General features: G+C 73.0%; 20 protein-coding genes. 11 read left to right on the top strand and 9 right to left on the bottom strand.

Going from position 1 to position 16,086, the window contains the following annotated elements; genetic code table 11:
* Positions 1–46: 46 nt before the first annotated feature.
* Together CFP66_RS21580 and CFP66_RS21575 are read right to left on the bottom strand one after the other, a co-directional pair.
* Complete coding sequence (locus tag CFP66_RS21580; RefSeq protein WP_094926942.1) at positions 47–1,273, bottom strand: cyclopropane-fatty-acyl-phospholipid synthase family protein; 1,227 nt, start codon at positions 1,271–1,273, stop codon at positions 47–49.
* Positions 1,273–2,640: an FAD-binding oxidoreductase gene (locus CFP66_RS21575; RefSeq protein ID WP_198961583.1), complete on the bottom strand. Its 1,368-nt coding sequence runs from the start codon at positions 2,638–2,640 to the stop codon at positions 1,273–1,275. The genes CFP66_RS21580 and CFP66_RS21575 overlap by 1 nt, the downstream gene beginning before the upstream one ends.
* A 128-nt stretch (positions 2,641–2,768) precedes the next feature.
* Here CFP66_RS21575 and CFP66_RS21570 point away from each other — a divergent pair, with 128 nt between their 5' ends.
* Entirely contained in the window at positions 2,769–3,464 is a 696-nt protein-coding gene (locus CFP66_RS21570) for a dienelactone hydrolase family protein (protein WP_233159602.1), read from the top strand.
* A 12-nt stretch (positions 3,465–3,476) separates the two neighbouring features.
* Here the strand turns inward: CFP66_RS21570 and CFP66_RS21565 are convergent, their stop codons facing one another.
* Positions 3,477–4,490 (bottom strand): alpha/beta hydrolase, encoded by a 1,014-nt coding sequence (locus tag CFP66_RS21565; protein WP_094927109.1) that lies wholly within the window; start codon positions 4,488–4,490, stop codon positions 3,477–3,479.
* Positions 4,491–4,581: 91 nt separating this feature from the next.
* Here CFP66_RS21565 and CFP66_RS21560 point away from each other — a divergent pair, with 91 nt between their 5' ends.
* Positions 4,582–5,724, top strand: coding sequence for an acyl-CoA dehydrogenase family protein (locus CFP66_RS21560; protein ID WP_094926940.1), 1,143 nt, complete (start codon positions 4,582–4,584; stop codon positions 5,722–5,724).
* 22 nt (positions 5,725–5,746) lie between these two features.
* Here the strand turns inward: CFP66_RS21560 and CFP66_RS21555 are convergent, their stop codons facing one another.
* Positions 5,747–6,604: a LysR family transcriptional regulator gene (locus CFP66_RS21555; protein ID WP_094926939.1), complete on the bottom strand. Its 858-nt coding sequence runs from the start codon at positions 6,602–6,604 to the stop codon at positions 5,747–5,749.
* A gap of 80 nt (positions 6,605–6,684) precedes the next feature.
* Here CFP66_RS21555 and CFP66_RS21550 point away from each other — a divergent pair, with 80 nt between their 5' ends.
* Positions 6,685–7,683 (top strand): 4,5-dihydroxyphthalate decarboxylase, encoded by a 999-nt coding sequence (locus CFP66_RS21550; protein WP_094926938.1) that lies wholly within the window; start codon positions 6,685–6,687, stop codon positions 7,681–7,683.
* Positions 7,684–7,701: 18 nt separating this feature from the next.
* Here CFP66_RS21550 and CFP66_RS21545 read toward each other — a convergent pair whose 3' ends face one another.
* The 5 genes from CFP66_RS21545 to CFP66_RS21525 all read right to left on the bottom strand — a co-directional run bounded on the left by CFP66_RS21545 (position 7,702) and on the right by CFP66_RS21525 (position 12,408).
* Positions 7,702–8,559 carry a PPK2 family polyphosphate kinase gene (locus tag CFP66_RS21545; RefSeq protein WP_094926937.1) on the bottom strand — a complete coding sequence of 286 codons (858 nt, stop codon included), beginning with the start codon at positions 8,557–8,559 and terminating at the stop codon, positions 7,702–7,704.
* 174 nt (positions 8,560–8,733) lie between these two features.
* Positions 8,734–9,378, bottom strand: coding sequence for a Uma2 family endonuclease (locus CFP66_RS47975; RefSeq protein ID WP_158228167.1), 645 nt, complete (start codon positions 9,376–9,378; stop codon positions 8,734–8,736).
* 65 nt (positions 9,379–9,443) lie between these two features.
* The gene (locus CFP66_RS21535) at positions 9,444–10,289 is read right to left on the bottom strand and encodes an ABC transporter ATP-binding protein (RefSeq protein ID WP_094926936.1); all 846 of its coding nucleotides are present in this window, start codon (positions 10,287–10,289) and stop codon (positions 9,444–9,446) included.
* A complete protein-coding gene (locus CFP66_RS21530) occupies positions 10,286–11,374 on the bottom strand; it encodes an iron chelate uptake ABC transporter family permease subunit (protein ID WP_094926935.1) in 1,089 nt (362 codons plus the stop codon). The genes CFP66_RS21535 and CFP66_RS21530 overlap by 4 nt, the downstream gene beginning before the upstream one ends.
* On the bottom strand, positions 11,374–12,408 hold the full coding sequence (locus tag CFP66_RS21525) for a FecCD family ABC transporter permease (RefSeq protein ID WP_369805129.1): 1,035 nt from the start codon (positions 12,406–12,408) through the stop codon (positions 11,374–11,376). Before CFP66_RS21525 ends, CFP66_RS21530 begins: the two co-directional genes overlap by 1 nt.
* Before the next feature lie 84 nt (positions 12,409–12,492).
* On the opposite strand from CFP66_RS21525, the gene CFP66_RS21520 reads away from it, so the two are divergent.
* From CFP66_RS21520 to CFP66_RS47970, 8 genes are all read left to right on the top strand, one after another.
* A complete protein-coding gene (locus CFP66_RS21520) occupies positions 12,493–13,218 on the top strand; it encodes a pyrimidine reductase family protein (RefSeq protein WP_094926934.1) in 726 nt (241 codons plus the stop codon).
* A gap of 77 nt (positions 13,219–13,295) precedes the next feature.
* The gene (locus CFP66_RS21515) at positions 13,296–13,784 is read left to right on the top strand and encodes an Asp23/Gls24 family envelope stress response protein (RefSeq protein ID WP_094926933.1); all 489 of its coding nucleotides are present in this window, start codon (positions 13,296–13,298) and stop codon (positions 13,782–13,784) included.
* Positions 13,781–14,074, top strand: a complete 294-nt coding sequence (locus tag CFP66_RS21510) for a hypothetical protein (protein ID WP_094926932.1) — start codon at positions 13,781–13,783, stop codon at positions 14,072–14,074. Before CFP66_RS21515 ends, CFP66_RS21510 begins: the two co-directional genes overlap by 4 nt.
* Positions 14,071–14,316 (top strand): hypothetical protein, encoded by a 246-nt coding sequence (locus CFP66_RS21505; protein ID WP_094926931.1) that lies wholly within the window; start codon positions 14,071–14,073, stop codon positions 14,314–14,316. The genes CFP66_RS21510 and CFP66_RS21505 overlap by 4 nt, the downstream gene beginning before the upstream one ends.
* A gap of 19 nt (positions 14,317–14,335) precedes the next feature.
* The gene (locus CFP66_RS21500; protein ID WP_094926930.1) at positions 14,336–14,515 is read left to right on the top strand and encodes a hypothetical protein; all 180 of its coding nucleotides are present in this window, start codon (positions 14,336–14,338) and stop codon (positions 14,513–14,515) included.
* On the top strand, positions 14,512–14,886 hold the full coding sequence (locus tag CFP66_RS21495) for an Asp23/Gls24 family envelope stress response protein (protein ID WP_094926929.1): 375 nt from the start codon (positions 14,512–14,514) through the stop codon (positions 14,884–14,886). Before CFP66_RS21500 ends, CFP66_RS21495 begins: the two co-directional genes overlap by 4 nt.
* A gap of 10 nt (positions 14,887–14,896) precedes the next feature.
* Entirely contained in the window at positions 14,897–15,436 is a 540-nt protein-coding gene (locus tag CFP66_RS21490) for a DUF6286 domain-containing protein (RefSeq protein WP_094926928.1), read from the top strand.
* Positions 15,433–16,074 carry an alkaline shock response membrane anchor protein AmaP gene (locus CFP66_RS47970; RefSeq protein WP_158228166.1) on the top strand — a complete coding sequence of 214 codons (642 nt, stop codon included), beginning with the start codon at positions 15,433–15,435 and terminating at the stop codon, positions 16,072–16,074. The genes CFP66_RS21490 and CFP66_RS47970 overlap by 4 nt, the downstream gene beginning before the upstream one ends.
* The last annotated feature ends 12 nt before the right edge of the window (positions 16,075–16,086 follow it).

Here is a 16,086-nt window from a genome sequence, read left to right as displayed (position 1 = left end):
GAACGAGTACCGGGGCACTCGTATCCACTCACGGGTGGCGGAGCCGCTACCAGCCGCGCAGCGGGAACCCGGAGCTGCCGCGGTCGCCGAGCCGCACGCCGAGCACCTGGTGCAGCTGGATGTTGTCGCGCTCGAAGCCGAGGCGGCAGGCGGCCATGTAGAGCCGCCACACCCGGGCGCGCCCGAGGCCGACCTCTGCGACGGCCTCGTCCCAGTGCTCTTCCAGGTTCCGGCCCCACCCGGCCAGCGTCATCGCGTAGTGCTCGCGCAGGTTCTCCTCGTGGCGGATCTCGAACCCGGAGTCGTTCATGACCGACACGAGGTGTCCGACCGGTTCCAGCTGCCCGTCCGGGAAGATGTAGCGGGCGATGAACGCGTCGAGCTTGCGCGTCATCGTGTGCGGCTGCGTGATGCAGTGGTTGAGCAGCCGGCCCCCGGGGCGCAGGCGCTCGTACAGGGAGGAGAAGTAGCTCGGCAGGTTGGCCTTGCCGATGTGCTCGGTGAGCCCGATCGAGCTGATCGCGTCGAACTCCGACTCCGGGGCGTCGCGGTAGTCGAGGTGGCGCACCTCGGCGCGACCGGCGAGGCCGCGGCGCTCGATCTCGGCCTGCGCCCAGTCGGCCTGGTTGCGCGAGAGCGTCACGCCCAGCGCCTTGACGCCGTGCTCGGCAGCGGCGTGCATGACCATCCCGCCCCAGCCGCAGCCGACGTCCAGCAGGCGCATCCCCGGCTCGAGGGCGAGCTTCTGCGCCACCAGCTCGTGCTTCGCGGCCTGCGCCTCCTCGAGTGTGGCGTCGGCCCGCGGGAACACGGCGCACGTGTAGGCCATCGACGGGCCCAGCACCCACTCGTAGAAGCGGTTGGAGACGTCGTAGTGGTGCGAGATGGCCTTGCTGTCGCGGAACTTCGAGTGCAGCCGGCCCGGCGGGCGGTACTCGAGGTCGGGCGGCGGCTGCCGGTGCCGCAGCCACACCGGCAGCAGCGTGCGGGCCAGTCGCAACCGCTCCGAGCCGCTCAGGTCGTGCAACGCGACGTCGGCCATCGCGTCGAGGACCTCGTACAGGTCCCCGTCGACCTCGATCTCGCCGGAGACGTACGCCCGCGCCAGCCCCAGCGTGCCGGGCGCGGTGACGAGCCGCGCCATCGCCCGCGGGGTGAGGATCCGCAGCGCGACGTCCGAGCGGTCCGGCCCCGCCTTGCTCCCGTCGTACGCCACCACGCGTACCGGAACGTCCTCGCCGAGAACGTCGGAGATGATCTCCGCGACCTGCATCATGCCCCTCCTGACCCGGTGACCTTGGAATAGAGGTCGGGCTGCCTGCCGTGCGGGTCGTAGCGTTCCTTGAGTGCCCGGTAGGCCGGCCCGTTGTAGTGCTTCCAGAACTGAGCCTGGTCGTAGTGCACCGTCGAGTACAGCGACTTGTGGCCGCCGAGGTCGGCCACCAGGTCCTCGATCCGCCGGTTGTGCGCGTCCGGCTGCCCCGGTGTTTCCGGTACCGCCGACCAGAAGCCGAGGTTGACGTACAGCTCACCGGGCTGCATCGGGTACAGCGGCCAGCTGCGCTCCCCGCGCAGCCGCAGCGGGCACAGCCAGACGGGGGTGATGCCGATGTCGCGGTGGAACGCGTCGAGGAACTCGCCGAGCCGCTCCACCGGGATCTCCACGTCCTGGATCACCGGCTCCTCCTGGGGGGTGCGGGTGACCCGGTGCGCGAACCGGGAGAACCCGTACCGGCGGTCGAGGGCGACGATGCGGCGGTAGACGTCCGAGCGGCGGTAGCGGTGCGGCCAGAACCGGCGCACCACCGGGTGCTGCGCGCCGAGCGCCCGCGAGCACCAGAACCAGTCGGTGTCCCAGCGCCAGATGTAGTCGTGCACGGTGAGCACGTCGGAGGTCCGTTCGCGGACAGACCGGTAGAAGATCTGCTGCCCCGTGTAGTCGCTCACCCCGGGCCCCGGGTCCTCGCTGAAGCGGCCGAGCGTCAGGTACTGCTCCCCCGGGGCGAACACGGTGCCGTCGACGAAGTCCGGCCCGTCCGGCCCGCAGACCTCCGTGATCACGCTCGCGAGGTCCGCGGTGGCCACCCGCCGGTGCTCGAGGTGGACGTAGGGCGCCACCGGCATCAGCTCGATCTTGAGCCGCAGGGCGTAGCCGAGGGTGCCGTAGGAGTTGGGGAAGCCGGCGAAGAGGTCGGCGTGCTCACCGTCCGGGGTGGCCGTGACGAGCTCGCCCTCCGGGGTCAGGACGTCCATCTCGAGCACCGACTCGTGGGGCAGCCCGTGCCGGAACGAGGTGGACTCGATGCCCAGACCGGTGACCGCACCGCCGAGGGTGATCGTCTTCAGCTGGGGCACCACCAGCGGCATGAGCCGGTGCGGCAGCGTGGCCTCGACCAGGTCCTCGTAGGTCGTCATGCCCTGGACATCGGCGGTACGCGCCGTGTCGTCGACCGAGATCACGCTGCTCAACGCCGATGCGTCCAGCCGGCCGGTGGGCTCGGCGTCGCCGAAGCGGAACAGGTTCGAGGTCTTCTTGGCCAGCCGGACCCGCGTGCCCGGGGGCAGCGCCCGGTACCGGCCGACGAGGTCGGCGACCGCCGCGTTGTGCCGGGCCACCCCGTCCCGCCCCGTCAAGGTCATGTCCGCGACGCTAGTCCCGCCTCGTCGGGAGCGCACACGTTCTCACCTCCACTGTTCGTCACACCGTCCGGATCATGCCGATGTGGGGGATCCGGCGGGGCCCCTGTCCTCGTGGTGTGATGTCGGCCGTGACCGAGAACGCACTGCAGAACGTCACGTTCCCCTCCGGCGGGCGCACCGCCCACGGTTACCTCGCCGTCCCCGCCTCCGGCAGCGGGCCGGGCGTCGTCGTGATCCAGGAGTGGTGGGGGCTGACGAGCCACATCGCCGACGTGACCAACCGGCTCGCCGCCGAGGGTTTCGTGGCCCTCGCGCCCGACCTCTACGGCGGCAGCACCACCCACGACTCCGACGAGGCGGGCACGCTCATGCAGGAGCTGCCCGTGGACGGTGCCGCGCGCGACCTCGGCGGCGCGGTCGACCACCTGCTCGGCCACGAGGCCGTCACCTCGTCGACCGTCGGCGCCGTGGGCTTCTGCATGGGCGGCGGCTTCGTGCTGGTGCTCGCCGCGCAGCAGGGCGACAAGATCGGCGCGGCCGTGCCCTTCTACGGCGTGCTGAAGGAGGAGTTCCCGAGCTTCGCACGGCTCACCGCGCCGCTGCTGGGCCACTTCGGCGAGCAGGACGAGATGGCCGCCCCCGATGCGGTACGCGCCCTCGCGCAGCGCATCGAGTCCGAGTCGGGCGTCACGCCGGAGTTCCACATCTACCCGGCGGGGCACGCCTTCTTCAACGACGAGAACCTGATGGGCACCTACGGCCCCGAGCAGGCACAGCTGGCCTGGACCCGCACGCTGGAGTTCCTCCGCAGCCGCCTGCGCTGACGCGCCCGGACCTCAGCCGTGGTCGGTGAGGAAGGCGTCCAGCGCCGACCACGTCGTCGTCCGCGCGTCGCGCCCGGTGAGCACACCCAGGTGCCCGCCGGGCGCGGTGCTGAACCGCACCTCCGGCGCCCCGGTGAGCAGCCCCACCACCTTCTGCACGGCCGGCAGCGGCGCGATCACGTCGTTGCGGCCGGCCACGACGAGCACCGGGACGTCGACGGCCGCCAGCCGGATCGCGCGCCCGGACAGCGACAGCTCGCCGTCGGCGAGGTCGTTGCGGCGCAGCATGAGGTGGTAGATCTGCCCGAACAGCCGCCCCGGGTAGCCGTGCATGCTGCTCATCAGGTGGTCCACGGCCTCGATCTGCGCCAGCACGTCGCGGTCGTCGAGGCGGGACAGCACCGTGAGCGGCTTGGTGACCAGCTTGTCGACGGCGGTGAGGTGGAACGCGGCGCTCACCAGCGGCGCCGGGAAGCTGCCGATCGCGCGGTAGACCGCGGACAGCCCGCGACCCCCGGCCACCATGGCCAGCGGCCGCAGCGGCGCCACGAACGGCACGGCGGACACGTCGACAGGGCTGCCGATCATCGTGAGGGTGCGCACCGGCAGGGGGTTCCCCGCCTGCACCCCGGCGGCAACGGCCAGCCCCGTGAAGATCCCCCCGATGGACCAGCCGACGAGGTGGACGTCCGGTCCGGCGTCCTCGGCGGTGAGCCGGGCCGCCCAGGGCACGACGTGATCGACCCAGTGCTCCATGCCCAGGCCGCGGTCGGCGAAGGACTTCGGCCCGTGGTCCACGAGGTAGACGGGCCGGCCCGCGGCCAGCAGGTGCTCCACGAGCGAGCAGCCGCGGCGCAGGTCGTAGGCGAAGTCGGGGGCGCCCAGCGGGGGTACGAGCAGCACCGGCTCGCCGCCCGCGGGCGCGACACCGGGCACGGGCAGGTACCGGTAGAGGGCTCCGCGGGGGCCGTCGTCCACCAGCTCGCGCGGCATCCGGCGCAGGTCGGCGACGCCACCGCACGCCATGCCGACGAGGTTCGCCGCGGCCGCGGGCAGGTCCACGTGGCGAGAGCCTAACGCTAGGGAAGTTACCCGCGGGTATGCCAGGATCCCCGGCATGCAGCGCGACATCTTCGACGCCGAGCACGACGCGTTCCGCGACCTGGCCCGCACGTTCATCGCCAAGGAGGTCACGCCCTTCCACGACCAGTGGGAGCGCGACGGCCAGGTCAGCCGCGACGTCTGGCTCTCGGCCGGCAAGGCCGGCTTGCTGGGCACCGACGTGCCCGAAGAGCACGGCGGCGGCGGGGTCGCCGATTTCCGCTACAACGCCGTGCTCACCGAGGAGCTGACGCGCGCCGGGGCGAGTGGCGTCGGCTTCCCGCTGCAGAACGACGTGGTGGCGCCCTACCTGCTGCGGCTGGGCACCGACGAGCAGAAGCGGCGCTGGCTGCCCGGCTTCTGCTCCGGGGAGATCATCACGGCGATCGCGATGACCGAACCCGGCACCGGCTCGGACCTGCAGGGCATCGCCACCTCCGCCCGCCGCGACGGCGAGGACTGGATCCTCGACGGGTCGAAGACCTTCATCACCAACGGGATCATGGCCGACCTGGTGATCGTGGTCGCCCGCACCGACCCCGACGCGGGCAGCCGCGGCTTCACCCTGCTCGTCGTCGAGCGCGACATGCCCGGCTTCGAGCGCGGGCGGCGCCTGGAGAAGGTCGGGCTCAAGGCGCAGGACACCGCGGAGCTGTCGTTCAGCGGCGTCCGCGTGCCGGCCGCGAACGTGCTCGGCGAGGTCGGCGGCGGCCTGATCGCCCTCATGCAGAACCTCGCGCAGGAGCGGCTGTCGATCGCCGTCGGCAGCGCGGCCGGCGCGGCCCGGGCCCTCGAGCTGACGGTGGACTACACGAAGGAGCGCACCGCCTTCGGCCGCCCGGTGGCCAGCTTCCAGAACAGCCGCTTCGAGCTCGCGGAGATCGACACCGAGGTCGCCGTCACCCGCGCCTTCGTCGACCGCTGCATCGCCGAGCACGTTGCAGGGCGGCTCTCCCCCGCCGACGCGGCGAAGGCCAAGTGGTGGGCCAGCGACGTGCTCAAGCGCGTGGTGGACCGCTGCGTGCAGCTGCACGGCGGCTACGGCTACATGCTCGAGTACCCCATCGCCAAGGCCTTCGTCGACTCACGGGTGCAGTCGATCTTCGGGGGCACCAACGAGATCATGAAGGAGATCATCGGCCGCGAGCTGCTGAAGTGAGGGAGAGGGCACCCGGCCGAGTTCACCCGTCGTCGACGACGTAGCGCTGCAGCGCCCGTGCCGCCGGGCTCAGGGGCTCGCGCCACACGAGCCCGAACGGTGGGTGCGCGACGGTGGGCCGGACGTCATGGACCTCCACCTCCGGCCCCGGCACCTCGGCCGACGACGCAGGCATCAGCGCGAGGCCGAGCCCGGCCGCCACCAGCGCCCGGACGTGGACGGCGGTGGAGACCTCGAACGGGACGCGGACACCGGGCACCGCCGCCTCCAACGCCTCGCGCAGACCGGCACCTTCGGGCAACGACACGAACGGCTGGTCGGCCAGACCGGCGAGGTCGACGGGCGAGGTGGCGGACAGCCGGCCCGGTGCTGCGAGCAGGACCAGCCGGTCGGAGACCAGCGGGTGCGCCGAGCAGGCGGACGGAAGGCTCACCTCGAGCGGGCCGATGACGAGGTCGGTGGCGCCCGACCCGAGCTCGGCGACCAGGTCGGTGAGCAGCCCCGAGTGCAGCGACAGCGCTACGCCGGGGTAGCGCCGGGCGAAGCCGGCGAGCGCTGCCGGGAGATCGAAGGTGCCGAACACCCCTGTGGCGCCCACGACCACACGGCCGCGCAGTACGGCGGCGACGTCGGCGACGTCGCGCCGTGCGGCGTCGATCTCGGCCAGCACCCGACGGGTGCGCGTGAGGAACAGCGCACCGGCGTCGGTGAGCGTCACCCGACGCGTGGTGCGTGCCAGTAGGGCGGCGCCGAGCTCGCGTTCGAGCCGCCTGACCTGCGCGGAGACCGCCGGCTGGGCGATGTGCAGGTCCGCGGCGGCGCGGGTGAAGCCGCCGCAACGGGCCACGGCTTCGAAGTAGACGAGTTGCCGCAGCTCCATGGCCATTCATCGTGCATTGCGATGAGTCCGGGAGCAATGTGCTCTTGGACTTATCGGTCAGCGGCGCGGACGGTGGAGCCATGACGACCACCCTGACCGTCGGCGCCATGCGCTACGACACGACCGCGGCCCTGTTCGACGGCGCCGTGACGGTTCCCGGCTACGACGTCGAGATGCGCACCGGCCCCGTCGTCCCCGACCTGTTCGCCCGCATGATGCGCGACCGCGAGTTCGACGTGTCCGAGCTCGGTATGGGCTTCTACCTGCGCACCCTCGACGAGCCCGACCCACCGTTCGTCGCCGTCCCCGCGTTTCCCAACCGCGTCTTCCGCCATTCCTGCGTCTACGTCAACGCACACAGCGGAATCGAGACGCCCGGGGACCTGCACGGGCGCACGATCGGCGAGTTCGGCATGTACTCGCAGGACTCGGGCGTGTGGGCCAAGGGCATCCTGTCCGACGAGTTCGGGTTCCGACCCGAGAGGTGCCGATGGGTCATCGGTGGACTCGACGCCCCGATGGCGCCGTTCGACTTCGTGCCGCAGCGTCGGCCTCCGGGTGTCGAGGTGACCCCGGAGCCGCAGCACGCACTCTCCGACATGCTCGAGCGGGGCGAGATCGATGCGCTGTTCAGCGCGAACGTCCCGCGCTGCGTCCAGGAGGGCTCACCCCACGTGCGGCGCCTGTTCCCCGACCACGCGGCGGTCGAGCGCGACTGGTACCGGCGTACGGGACTGTTCCCGATGATGCACACCGTCGTCGTGCGCGCCGAGGTCCTCGCCGAGCACCCGGACCTCGCGAAGGCGGCCTACCAGGGGTTCCTCGACGCGAAGGACGTGGCGCGCGACCACTACCTCGGAATGGGCCGGCGGCTCTACCAGGTGCACACGATGATGCCGTGGATGAGTGCGCTGGTGGAGGACGACCTCGCCCTGATGGGCGAGGACTGGTGGCCATACGGGATCGAGGGGAACCGTGCGGCTGTCGAGACGTTCCTGCGCTACCAGCACGAGCAGGGGATCTCGTCCCGCCGGCTCGCCGTCGAGGACGTGTTCGTGCAGGAGCTGCTCGACACGTGAGCGGCCGGGGCGGGCGGATCAGCCCACCACGCTCGCGGCCAGGCGGGCGCGCTCGGCGTCGACGTCGATGTCCGGCTGCGGGAACTGCGGGTCGAGATCGGCGAGGGTCTCGGCCAGCAACGCCGCGATCGCCCAGTTGCGGTACCACTTGCGGTCGGACGGGATGACGTACCACGGGGTCGTGTCGCTGTCGGTGCGGTGCAGCGCCTCGGCGTAGGCCTCCTGGTAGGCGGGCCACTTCACGCGGGCGTCGAGGTCACCGGTGTTGTACTTCCAGCGCTTCGCGGGATCGTCGAGGCGCGCCACGAGGCGCTCGGCCTGCTCCTTCGCCGAGATGTGCAGCATGCACTTCACGACCGTGACGCCCTGCGCGACGAGCTCGGCCTCGAAGTCGGTGATCTCGGTGTAGCGGTGCCGCCAGACGTCCTCGGGCACGAGCTCGTCGACGCGGGCGATGAGGACGTCCTCGTAGTGCGAGCGGTCGAAGATGCCGATGCGGCCGGCGACCGGCACCTGGGCTCGCACCCGCCACAGGAAGTGCTGCGCGAGCTCCTCCTCGGTGGGCTTCTTGAACGTGGCGATCTGCAGCCCCTGCGGGTTGACCAGCCCGCCCACGTGCCGGATCACGCCGCCCTTGCCCGAGGTGTCCATGCCCTGCAGCACGAGCAGCACCGCACGGGTGCCCCCGCCGGTGGCCTCGGCGTAGAGGGCCTCCTGCAGGTGGTCGAGGCGGTCGGCGAGGTCGACCATCTCCGCGCCGGCCGCGGACTTGTCGCGCGGCCCGATCGGCCGTGCGCGCGGGTCGGTGGTGGCGAGGTCGGCCGCGGTGCGCAGGTCGGCAGGCACCCGGAACGTCTCACGCACGGTCTTCCCCATGCCGGGAGCCTACTGGCGACCCGCCCGTCGATCCGCTCCCGGATCAGGTCGGCGTGCCCACCTCCCCCGACGGGCGGGCAGTACCCGATCACCGCAAGCAAGATCCGAAGTTTCGGGTGCCCATGGTCGTCGCCACAACCATGGGCAACCGATAACCGCGATCATGACCCGCCGCTATGCGCCCGCTTCGGCCGGCGTCTCGGCACGCTCCTCGGCCGGCGCGGCCTCGCCGGCGGTGGTCGTGAGGTCGAGGTCGAGCACGAAGGGCTCCTCGAGCTGCAGCCGCTCGCTGCCGCGGGCGTACTCGTGGTACCGACCACCGATGATCATGTCGGCTACCGCGAACGGGCCGTCGTGGTCGATGAGCAGCGAGTACGGGATGCGGCTGCGCGCGTAGAGCTGCGGTTTGAACATCCGGTCCGTGGCGCCGTGGTCGCAACCGACCACCTCGATCACCATGAGCGCGGCGGCCGCCTCGAGCACCGCGGCGGCGTCCTCGTCCTCGGGCGAGGCTTCGGTGTCCTCGTCCGCCGCGTCTGCGGCTGGGGCGGCCGGGGCCGCCGCCGTGACCACGAGGTCGGGCATCAGCACGCAGTCGGGGCCCAGCCGCAGCGCCACCGGTCCGCGCACGCGCAGCCCGGCGGGCAGGGCGGCCGCGACCGCCTCGCGCACGCGTTCGATCATGCGCGTCCGCTGCGGGCCCGCCCCGGGACCTACGAGGAGCGTGCCGTCGATGACCTCGACGCGCCCGTCGTGGTTCAGCGCGAGGTAGGCCGCCTCGGTCCAGGGGCCCTCATGGTCGAACACAGGCTGTTCCACCCGGCCTCCTCTCGCTCGTTCCCGGTCGTCGCAGGCCACATCGTGGCACGTGACACCCGGGGAGCTCAGGACGACGCAGCGTGACCGCCGATGGGCACGACGAGGGGCGTGCCGGCCACCGGGTCCTGGATCACCCGCGCGGAGAGCCCGAACACCTCGGCGAGGAGCGCCTCGGTGATGACGTCGGCCGGCTTCCCCGCCGCGACGATCCGCCCGTCGCGCATGGCGACGAGCCGGTCGGCGTAGCGGGCGGCGAGGTTCAGGTCGTGCAGGACCATGACGACGGTGCGGCCCGCCTCCTGGTGCAGCCGCCGCACCAGTTCGAGCACGTCGACCTGGTGGGCGAGGTCGAGGAACGTGGTGGGCTCGTCGAGCAGCAGCAGGTCGGTGCCCTGGGCCAGCGCCATCGAGATCCACGCGCGCTGGCGCTGGCCGCCGGACAGCTCGTCGACCGGGCGCTCGGAGAGGTCGGCGATGCCGGTCCACTCCAGGGCCTGGGCCACGGCCTCCTCGTCGTCGGCCGACCACTGCCGGTACCAGGCCTGGTGCGGGTGCCGACCGCGCGCGACGAGGTCGGCCACCGTGAGCCCCTCGGGCGCGGTGGGTGCCTGCGGCAGCAGGCCGAGCACCTTGGCCACCTCGCGCGTGGCCATCCGGTCGATGCGCTCACCGTCGAGCAGCACGTGCCCGTTCTTGGGCTTGAGCAGCCTGCCCAGGGCCCGCAGCAGGGTGGACTTGCCACACCCGTTGGGACCGATCACAGCGGTGATCGTGCCGGCGACGACGTCGAGGTCCAGCCCGTCGACGACGGTGCGCTCCCCGTACGCCAGGCGGATGTCCTCGGCCCGCAGGCGGACGGTCGGGGTGGCCAGTTCGACGGCGGGGACGCCGGCCTTCGTGAGGGGGGTCATGCGCGGGCCTCCCGGCTGTATCGGGCGAGCAGGTAGAGCAGGTAGGGCGCGCCGAGGACCGCGGTGACGATGCCGACCGGCAGTTCGGTGCCCCCGAACGCGGTGCGCGCGACGACGTCGGCGATCACGGTGAGAGCCGCCCCGACGACGAGCGACATCGCGATGGGTGGGCGCGCGCCCCCGACGAGGCGCTGCGCGATCTGGGGCGACACCAGCGCGACGAACGCGATCGGCCCCGCCGAGGCGGTGGCCACCGAGGCCAGCCCGACGGCGACGAGCAGCAGCAGGCTGCGGGCGCGGTTGACGGGGACGCCGAGCCCGCGCGCGGTGTCGTCGCCGTACTGCAGCGCGCCGAGCACGTGGGCGAGCAGGAAGGCCGCGGGCAGCAGGACGGCCAGCGCGATCGCGACGGGCACGACGTGCTCCCAGCCGCGGGCGTTGAGGCTGCCGTTGAGCCAGACGTAGGCGCGCGCGGCCTCGAACACCTCGGCCACGACGAGCAGCCAATGCACGATGGCCAGCAGCATCGCCTGCAGCCCGATCCCGACCAGCACCAGGCGGAACCCGTGCACTCCCCGGCGCCACGCCAGCCCGTAGATGAGCGATGCGGTGATCAGGCCGCCCATCAGCGCCGCCACCGGGAGGCCCGCCGCGGCGAGGAAGCCGCCCAGCACGCCGAACCCGCCGCCGATCACGATGACGAACACCGCCGCGGCACTGGCACCGGCGGTGAGCCCGATCATGTCGGGGCTGGCCAGCGGGTTGCGCGCGATCGACTGGGTGATCGCGCCCGCCACGGCAAGCGCGCCGCCGACCAGCGCGCCGGTGAGCGACCGGGGCAGCCGCAGCTCCAGGATGATGAACTGCTGACCGGAGTCGCCGCCGCCGAACAGCACGGCGAGCACCTCCGGGATGCTGATCGGGTACTCGCCGCGGCCGATGTTGACAGCCATGCCGAGCACGAGCGCGACGACGCCGAGGGCGAGCACGAGCACGTAGCGCGGCCGCCACACCACGGAGGCGCGCCGCGCCCGGATGGCGGGCCGTCCGGCCACCCGGGCCGGGCTGCGATCGAGGACCGCCATCAGATCGCCACCATCTTCCGGCGCCGGACCAACCAGATGAAGAACGGCCCGCCGATCAGCGCCAGCACGATGCCGACCTGCAGCTCGCCCGGCCGCACGACCACGCGGCCGATGACGTCGGCCAGCAGCAGCAGCGCGCCGCCGGCCAGCGCCGACGCGGGCAGCAACCACCGGTAGTCCGGGCCCGTGAACGACCGGACGATGTGGGGCACGACGAGGCCGACGAACGCGATCGGCCCGCACGCCGCCGTGGCGGAACCGGCCAGCAGGGTGATCGCGACGATCCCGAGCATCCGCGTACGCCGCACCGAGTGCCCGAGCGAGCGGGCGACGTCGTCCCCGAGCGAGAGCGCGTTCAGCGCCGGGGCGCTCGCCAGCCCGATGAGGGCGCCGACGAGCAGGAACCACTGCACCTGCCCCGCGATCTCCGCATCGCGCCCGGCGAGGGAACCGACGGCCCAGAAGCGGTAGGCGTCGAGGGTCTGGACGTCGATCAGGATGACCGCCGAGGTGAGCGCGCTGAGCAGCGCCGCCACCGCGGCGCCGGCCAGCGCCAGCGTCACCGGGGTGGACCCGCCGCGGCCCACGGAGCCCAGGAGGAACACCGCGATGCTCGCCACCAGCGCGCCCACGAAGGCGAACCAGACGTAGCCGTAGAGGCTCGTGACACCGAACGCGTAGATCCCGATGACGACGAAGAACGCGGCCCCGCTGTTGATGCCGAGCAGCCCGGGGTCGGCGAGCGGATTGCGGGTGTGGCCCTGGATCAACGCGCCGGCCAGGCCGAGCGCGCCGCCTGCGAGGACCCCGAGCAGGGTGCGGGGCGCGCGCAGCGAGCGCACGACGATGTCGTTCTCGGTGCCCGTGGGCGAGAACAGCGCATGCCAGACGCCGTCGAGCGGGATCGCCTTGGCCCCCACGGCGATGCTCGCCAGGGCGCAGGCGACCAGGACCACGGCCAGGAACGCGAGACCGGCCAACCGCCGGCGACGCAGCCCACCGACCGAGGGCGCGGGGGCGGCCACCGTTGTCAGCACGCCCACACCATAAGTGAGGCTGCCCTTCACTCGACAGTGCAGTCCTCAGTGGGCCAGGACTCACTGTGTTGGGATGGGTTCGTGCGACCCCTGCTCCCCGCCTCGGGTGACGACCTGGACGACGCGCGGCTCGCGGCCCGCTACGCCTACCCCGACGATCTCGCCGCCCCGTTCGTCCGCGTCAACTTCGTGACCAGCACCGACGGAGCCGTGTCGGTCGAGGGCCGCTCCGCGGGGCTGGGCTCGCCCCCCGACAGGCGGGTGTTCCTGCTGCTGCGCGAGCTCGCCGATGTGGTGCTCGTCGGCGCCGGCACGGTGCGCGCCGAGGACTACGGGGGCGCACGCCGGCCCACCCGGGGCACCGACCGGCCGCCGCCCGTGGCCGTCGTGACCCGCTCGGCGGACCTCGACCCTGCCGGCAGGCTGTTCACCGACGGCCGCGTCCCCCCGATCGTCCTCACCCTCACCTCGGCGCCGCCGCAGCGCCGGGATCGGCTTGCCGCCGCCGGTGCCGACGTCGTCGCGCTGGAACGGCTCACCCCTGACCTGCTGCTCGCTGAGCTGGCGCGGCGCGGGCTGCACCGGGTGCTGTGCGAAGGCGGCCCGACGCTGTTCGGTGAGCTCGTGGCCGCCGACGCCGTCGACGAGCTCTGCCTCACCCTGGCGCCCCTGCTCGCCGGCGGCCCGGCCGGCCGGATCGCGGTCGGCCCCCAGGGCGCGCACCTGCACCGCCTCCAACTCGCCGACGTGCTGCACGAGGACGACGTCCTCCTGCTCCGGTACCGTCGAGCTGGTCCGATCGGGTGACTTCCCGGGAGGGCGCCCCGGGTATCCGCGTCCCACTGGCGAACACTCCCGACAACCGACCGAGAAGGATCAGTTGCATGAGCGAGAGCACCGCGACCACCACGACGAAGACGCCCACCACCACGGTGTCGTCGCCGGCCCGCCTCGCCGACGACACCTCCCAGGGCAAGACCACGATCGCCGCCTCGGTGGTCCAGAAGATCGCCGGCATCGCCGCGCGTGAGATCTCGGGTGTGCACTCCATGGGCGGCGGCGTGTCCCGCGCCTTCGGCGCGATCCGCGAGCGCATCCCCGGCGGTGGCGCGGGTGCCGCCAACATCGCGGGCGTGCAGGTCGAGGTCGGCGAGAAGCAGGCCGCGATCGACCTCGACATCGTCGTCGAGTACGGCGCCTCGATCGTTGAGCTGGCCCGCGCCGTACGCCGCAACGTCATCACCGCCGTGGAGCGGATGACCGGGCTCGAGGTCATCGAGGTCAACATCGCGGTCAACGACATCCACCTGCCCGAGGCGCTGGGCAGCGACGAGGAGGTGCTGCCGCCCGTGCAGCAGACCCGGGTCGAGTGACCACGGAAGAACTGGCGCAGCAGGTCGCCGCCGCCGTCCGCGCACACCCCGCGGTGGCCCGCCTCGACGGCGGGGCGTTCGGTGCGGTGGCGACGTACCTGCCGGGGCGCAGGCTGGTCGGTGTCCGGATCGGTGAGGGGGACGAGCCCGTGGAGGTCGCGGTCGTGCTGCACGCGGACCAGCCCATCCCGGAAGTGGTGCGCGCGCTGCGCCGCGACGTCTCTCGGATCTGCGGCGGCGCCGCCGTCGACATCACGGTCTCCGACCTCGCGATCCCGGACGAGGCGTGAACGAGCAGGAACGCGCCGCCTACCGCGCGTTCGTCCGCGAGAACCACCCGGACCGGGGCGGGGATCCCGACGTCTTCGTCGCGGGGCTGGCCCGGTTCGGGCAGACCGGCGCACCACCGGCGCCGGACGACCCGCGCTTCGACGCCCCCGTCGAGGTGGTGCGGCCGCTGCCCTTCCCGGTGCGGGTCGGCGTCGCCCTGATCCGTACCTGGCATCGACGGCGGAACGCGCGAGTCGAGTGAGTGACATGAGGAGAAGCACATGAACGCCACCCAGACCGGCCTGCTGGCGGGTCTCGCCCTCGGGCTCGCCGGCGCCTTCGGCGGTCTCGGGGCCTTCCTGATCGTGCTGGTCCTCGGGGCGATCGGCCTCATCGTCGGCCGCGTGCTCGACGGTCAGCTCGACCTGAACGCCGTCCTGGGCCGGGGTCGGGACCGGTGATCGGCGAGCTCGCGCCGCCCTCCGAGCGCGGCCGGCTGGAGATCCATCCGGCTGTGCTGCGCAAGGTCGTCGAGCACGCCGCCGACCAGGTGCCGGGCACCCTGCGCCACGAGCGCAGGCTCGCCGGCATCGACATGGGCGAGGCCGGGGCGAGCGCGCGGATCAGCACCGGCTCGGGAGACCCGGCCGCGGTCGACGTGCGGCTCGAGCTCACCCTGCAGTACCCCGGTTCCGTACGCGGTGTCGTCGACGCGGTGCGTACGAAGGTGGGCGAGGAGCTCACCCGGATCGCCGGACGTCGCATCCGGGCCATGACCGTCACGGTCGCCGGGCTGCGGCCGGCCCGGCCCACCGCCCCCCGGTTGCAGTAGAGGAGAAGTCGTGCGCGTGCTGCTGCGGGTGCTCGCCCCGCTGCTCAGCCTCGCCGTCGCCGCGGCGGGCGTGCTGCTGGTGCTCGAGGTCGTCGCCGCCTGGATCCGTCCCGGCGTCGCTCGCGGCCTCGTGGTGCCGTGGCCGGACTGGTACACCACGCTCGCGGCGACGTCGTGGGCACAGGCCCCCGTCCCGGGAGCGGCGATCGGGGCGGCGGTGCTCGGGCTGCTGCTCGTCCTCGTGGGGCTGCTGGCACGGCGCACCGACATCGCGGTCGACGGCCCGGCCCCGGAGATCACCGTCACGACCTCACCGCGCGTGCTCGCCCGCGTCGTCGGGCGCCGGGTGCGCTCGACCGACGCCGTCGCGGGTGCGTCGGTCACCGCATCCGCCCGCAAGGTCACGGTGGCGGCGCAGGCCTGGAACGACGCCGCTCCCGAGCTGCACGACTCCGTCCGCGCACGGGTGGAGGAGCTGCTCGACGACCTGCCCCTGCACCGCCGTCCCCGGGTCTCCGTGTCGGTGCAGGACCGGGAGGGCCCGCGATGAACGAGGCCCCCACCGCCCCCGGCCTGCGCCCGGCGACGCTGCGCAGGAGGGCGCAGGCCGCGATCGCGCGCTCGACCGCGGGCGACCGGTCGCTCGCCGTGCTCGTCGGCGCGCTGCTGCTCGCCGCGGGCACGCTGGTCGCGCTGCTGTCCTACGGCGTTTTCGGCGCCGACCGCGCAGGCCGGCCGCTGCTGGATCCGATGATCGTCGAGGCGCTGCGCGCCCAGCCGCTCGCGGCACGCGTGGCGGCCGTCGTCGGCGGGTTGTTGCTCGTGGTGCTCGGGCTGGCGTGGACGGCCCGTTCCGTACGGCCCGAGCCGCGGCCCGACCTCGTCCTCGAGGGCGGCCAGGACACCTCGATCGTCGTCAGCGCGGCCGCGGCGTCCGACGCGGTGGCCACCCAGGCCGCGGCGCTGCCGGGCGTCGGCAGGGCCCGCGCGCGGCTGGTCGGCACCGAGGCCGCGCCCGCGCTGCGCGTCACGCTCTGGCTGGCCGACGACGCCGACGTCCGCGACGTCCTGGCCCGCCTCGACGGCGACGTCCTCGCCACCGCGCGCCACTCGCTCGGCCTCGCCGTGCTGCCCGCCGCCGTCCGGCTCGAGCTGGACTCCGCCCCCGCCGCGCCGCGGGTCGCCTGACGCCGCCGTTCA

The organism is Pseudonocardia sp. MH-G8, assembly GCF_002262885.1.
GTDB lineage: Bacteria > Actinomycetota > Actinomycetes > Mycobacteriales > Pseudonocardiaceae > Pseudonocardia.
Note: the sequence above shows the minus strand (reverse complement) of the source record. Positions and strands in the feature narration are given on the sequence as shown.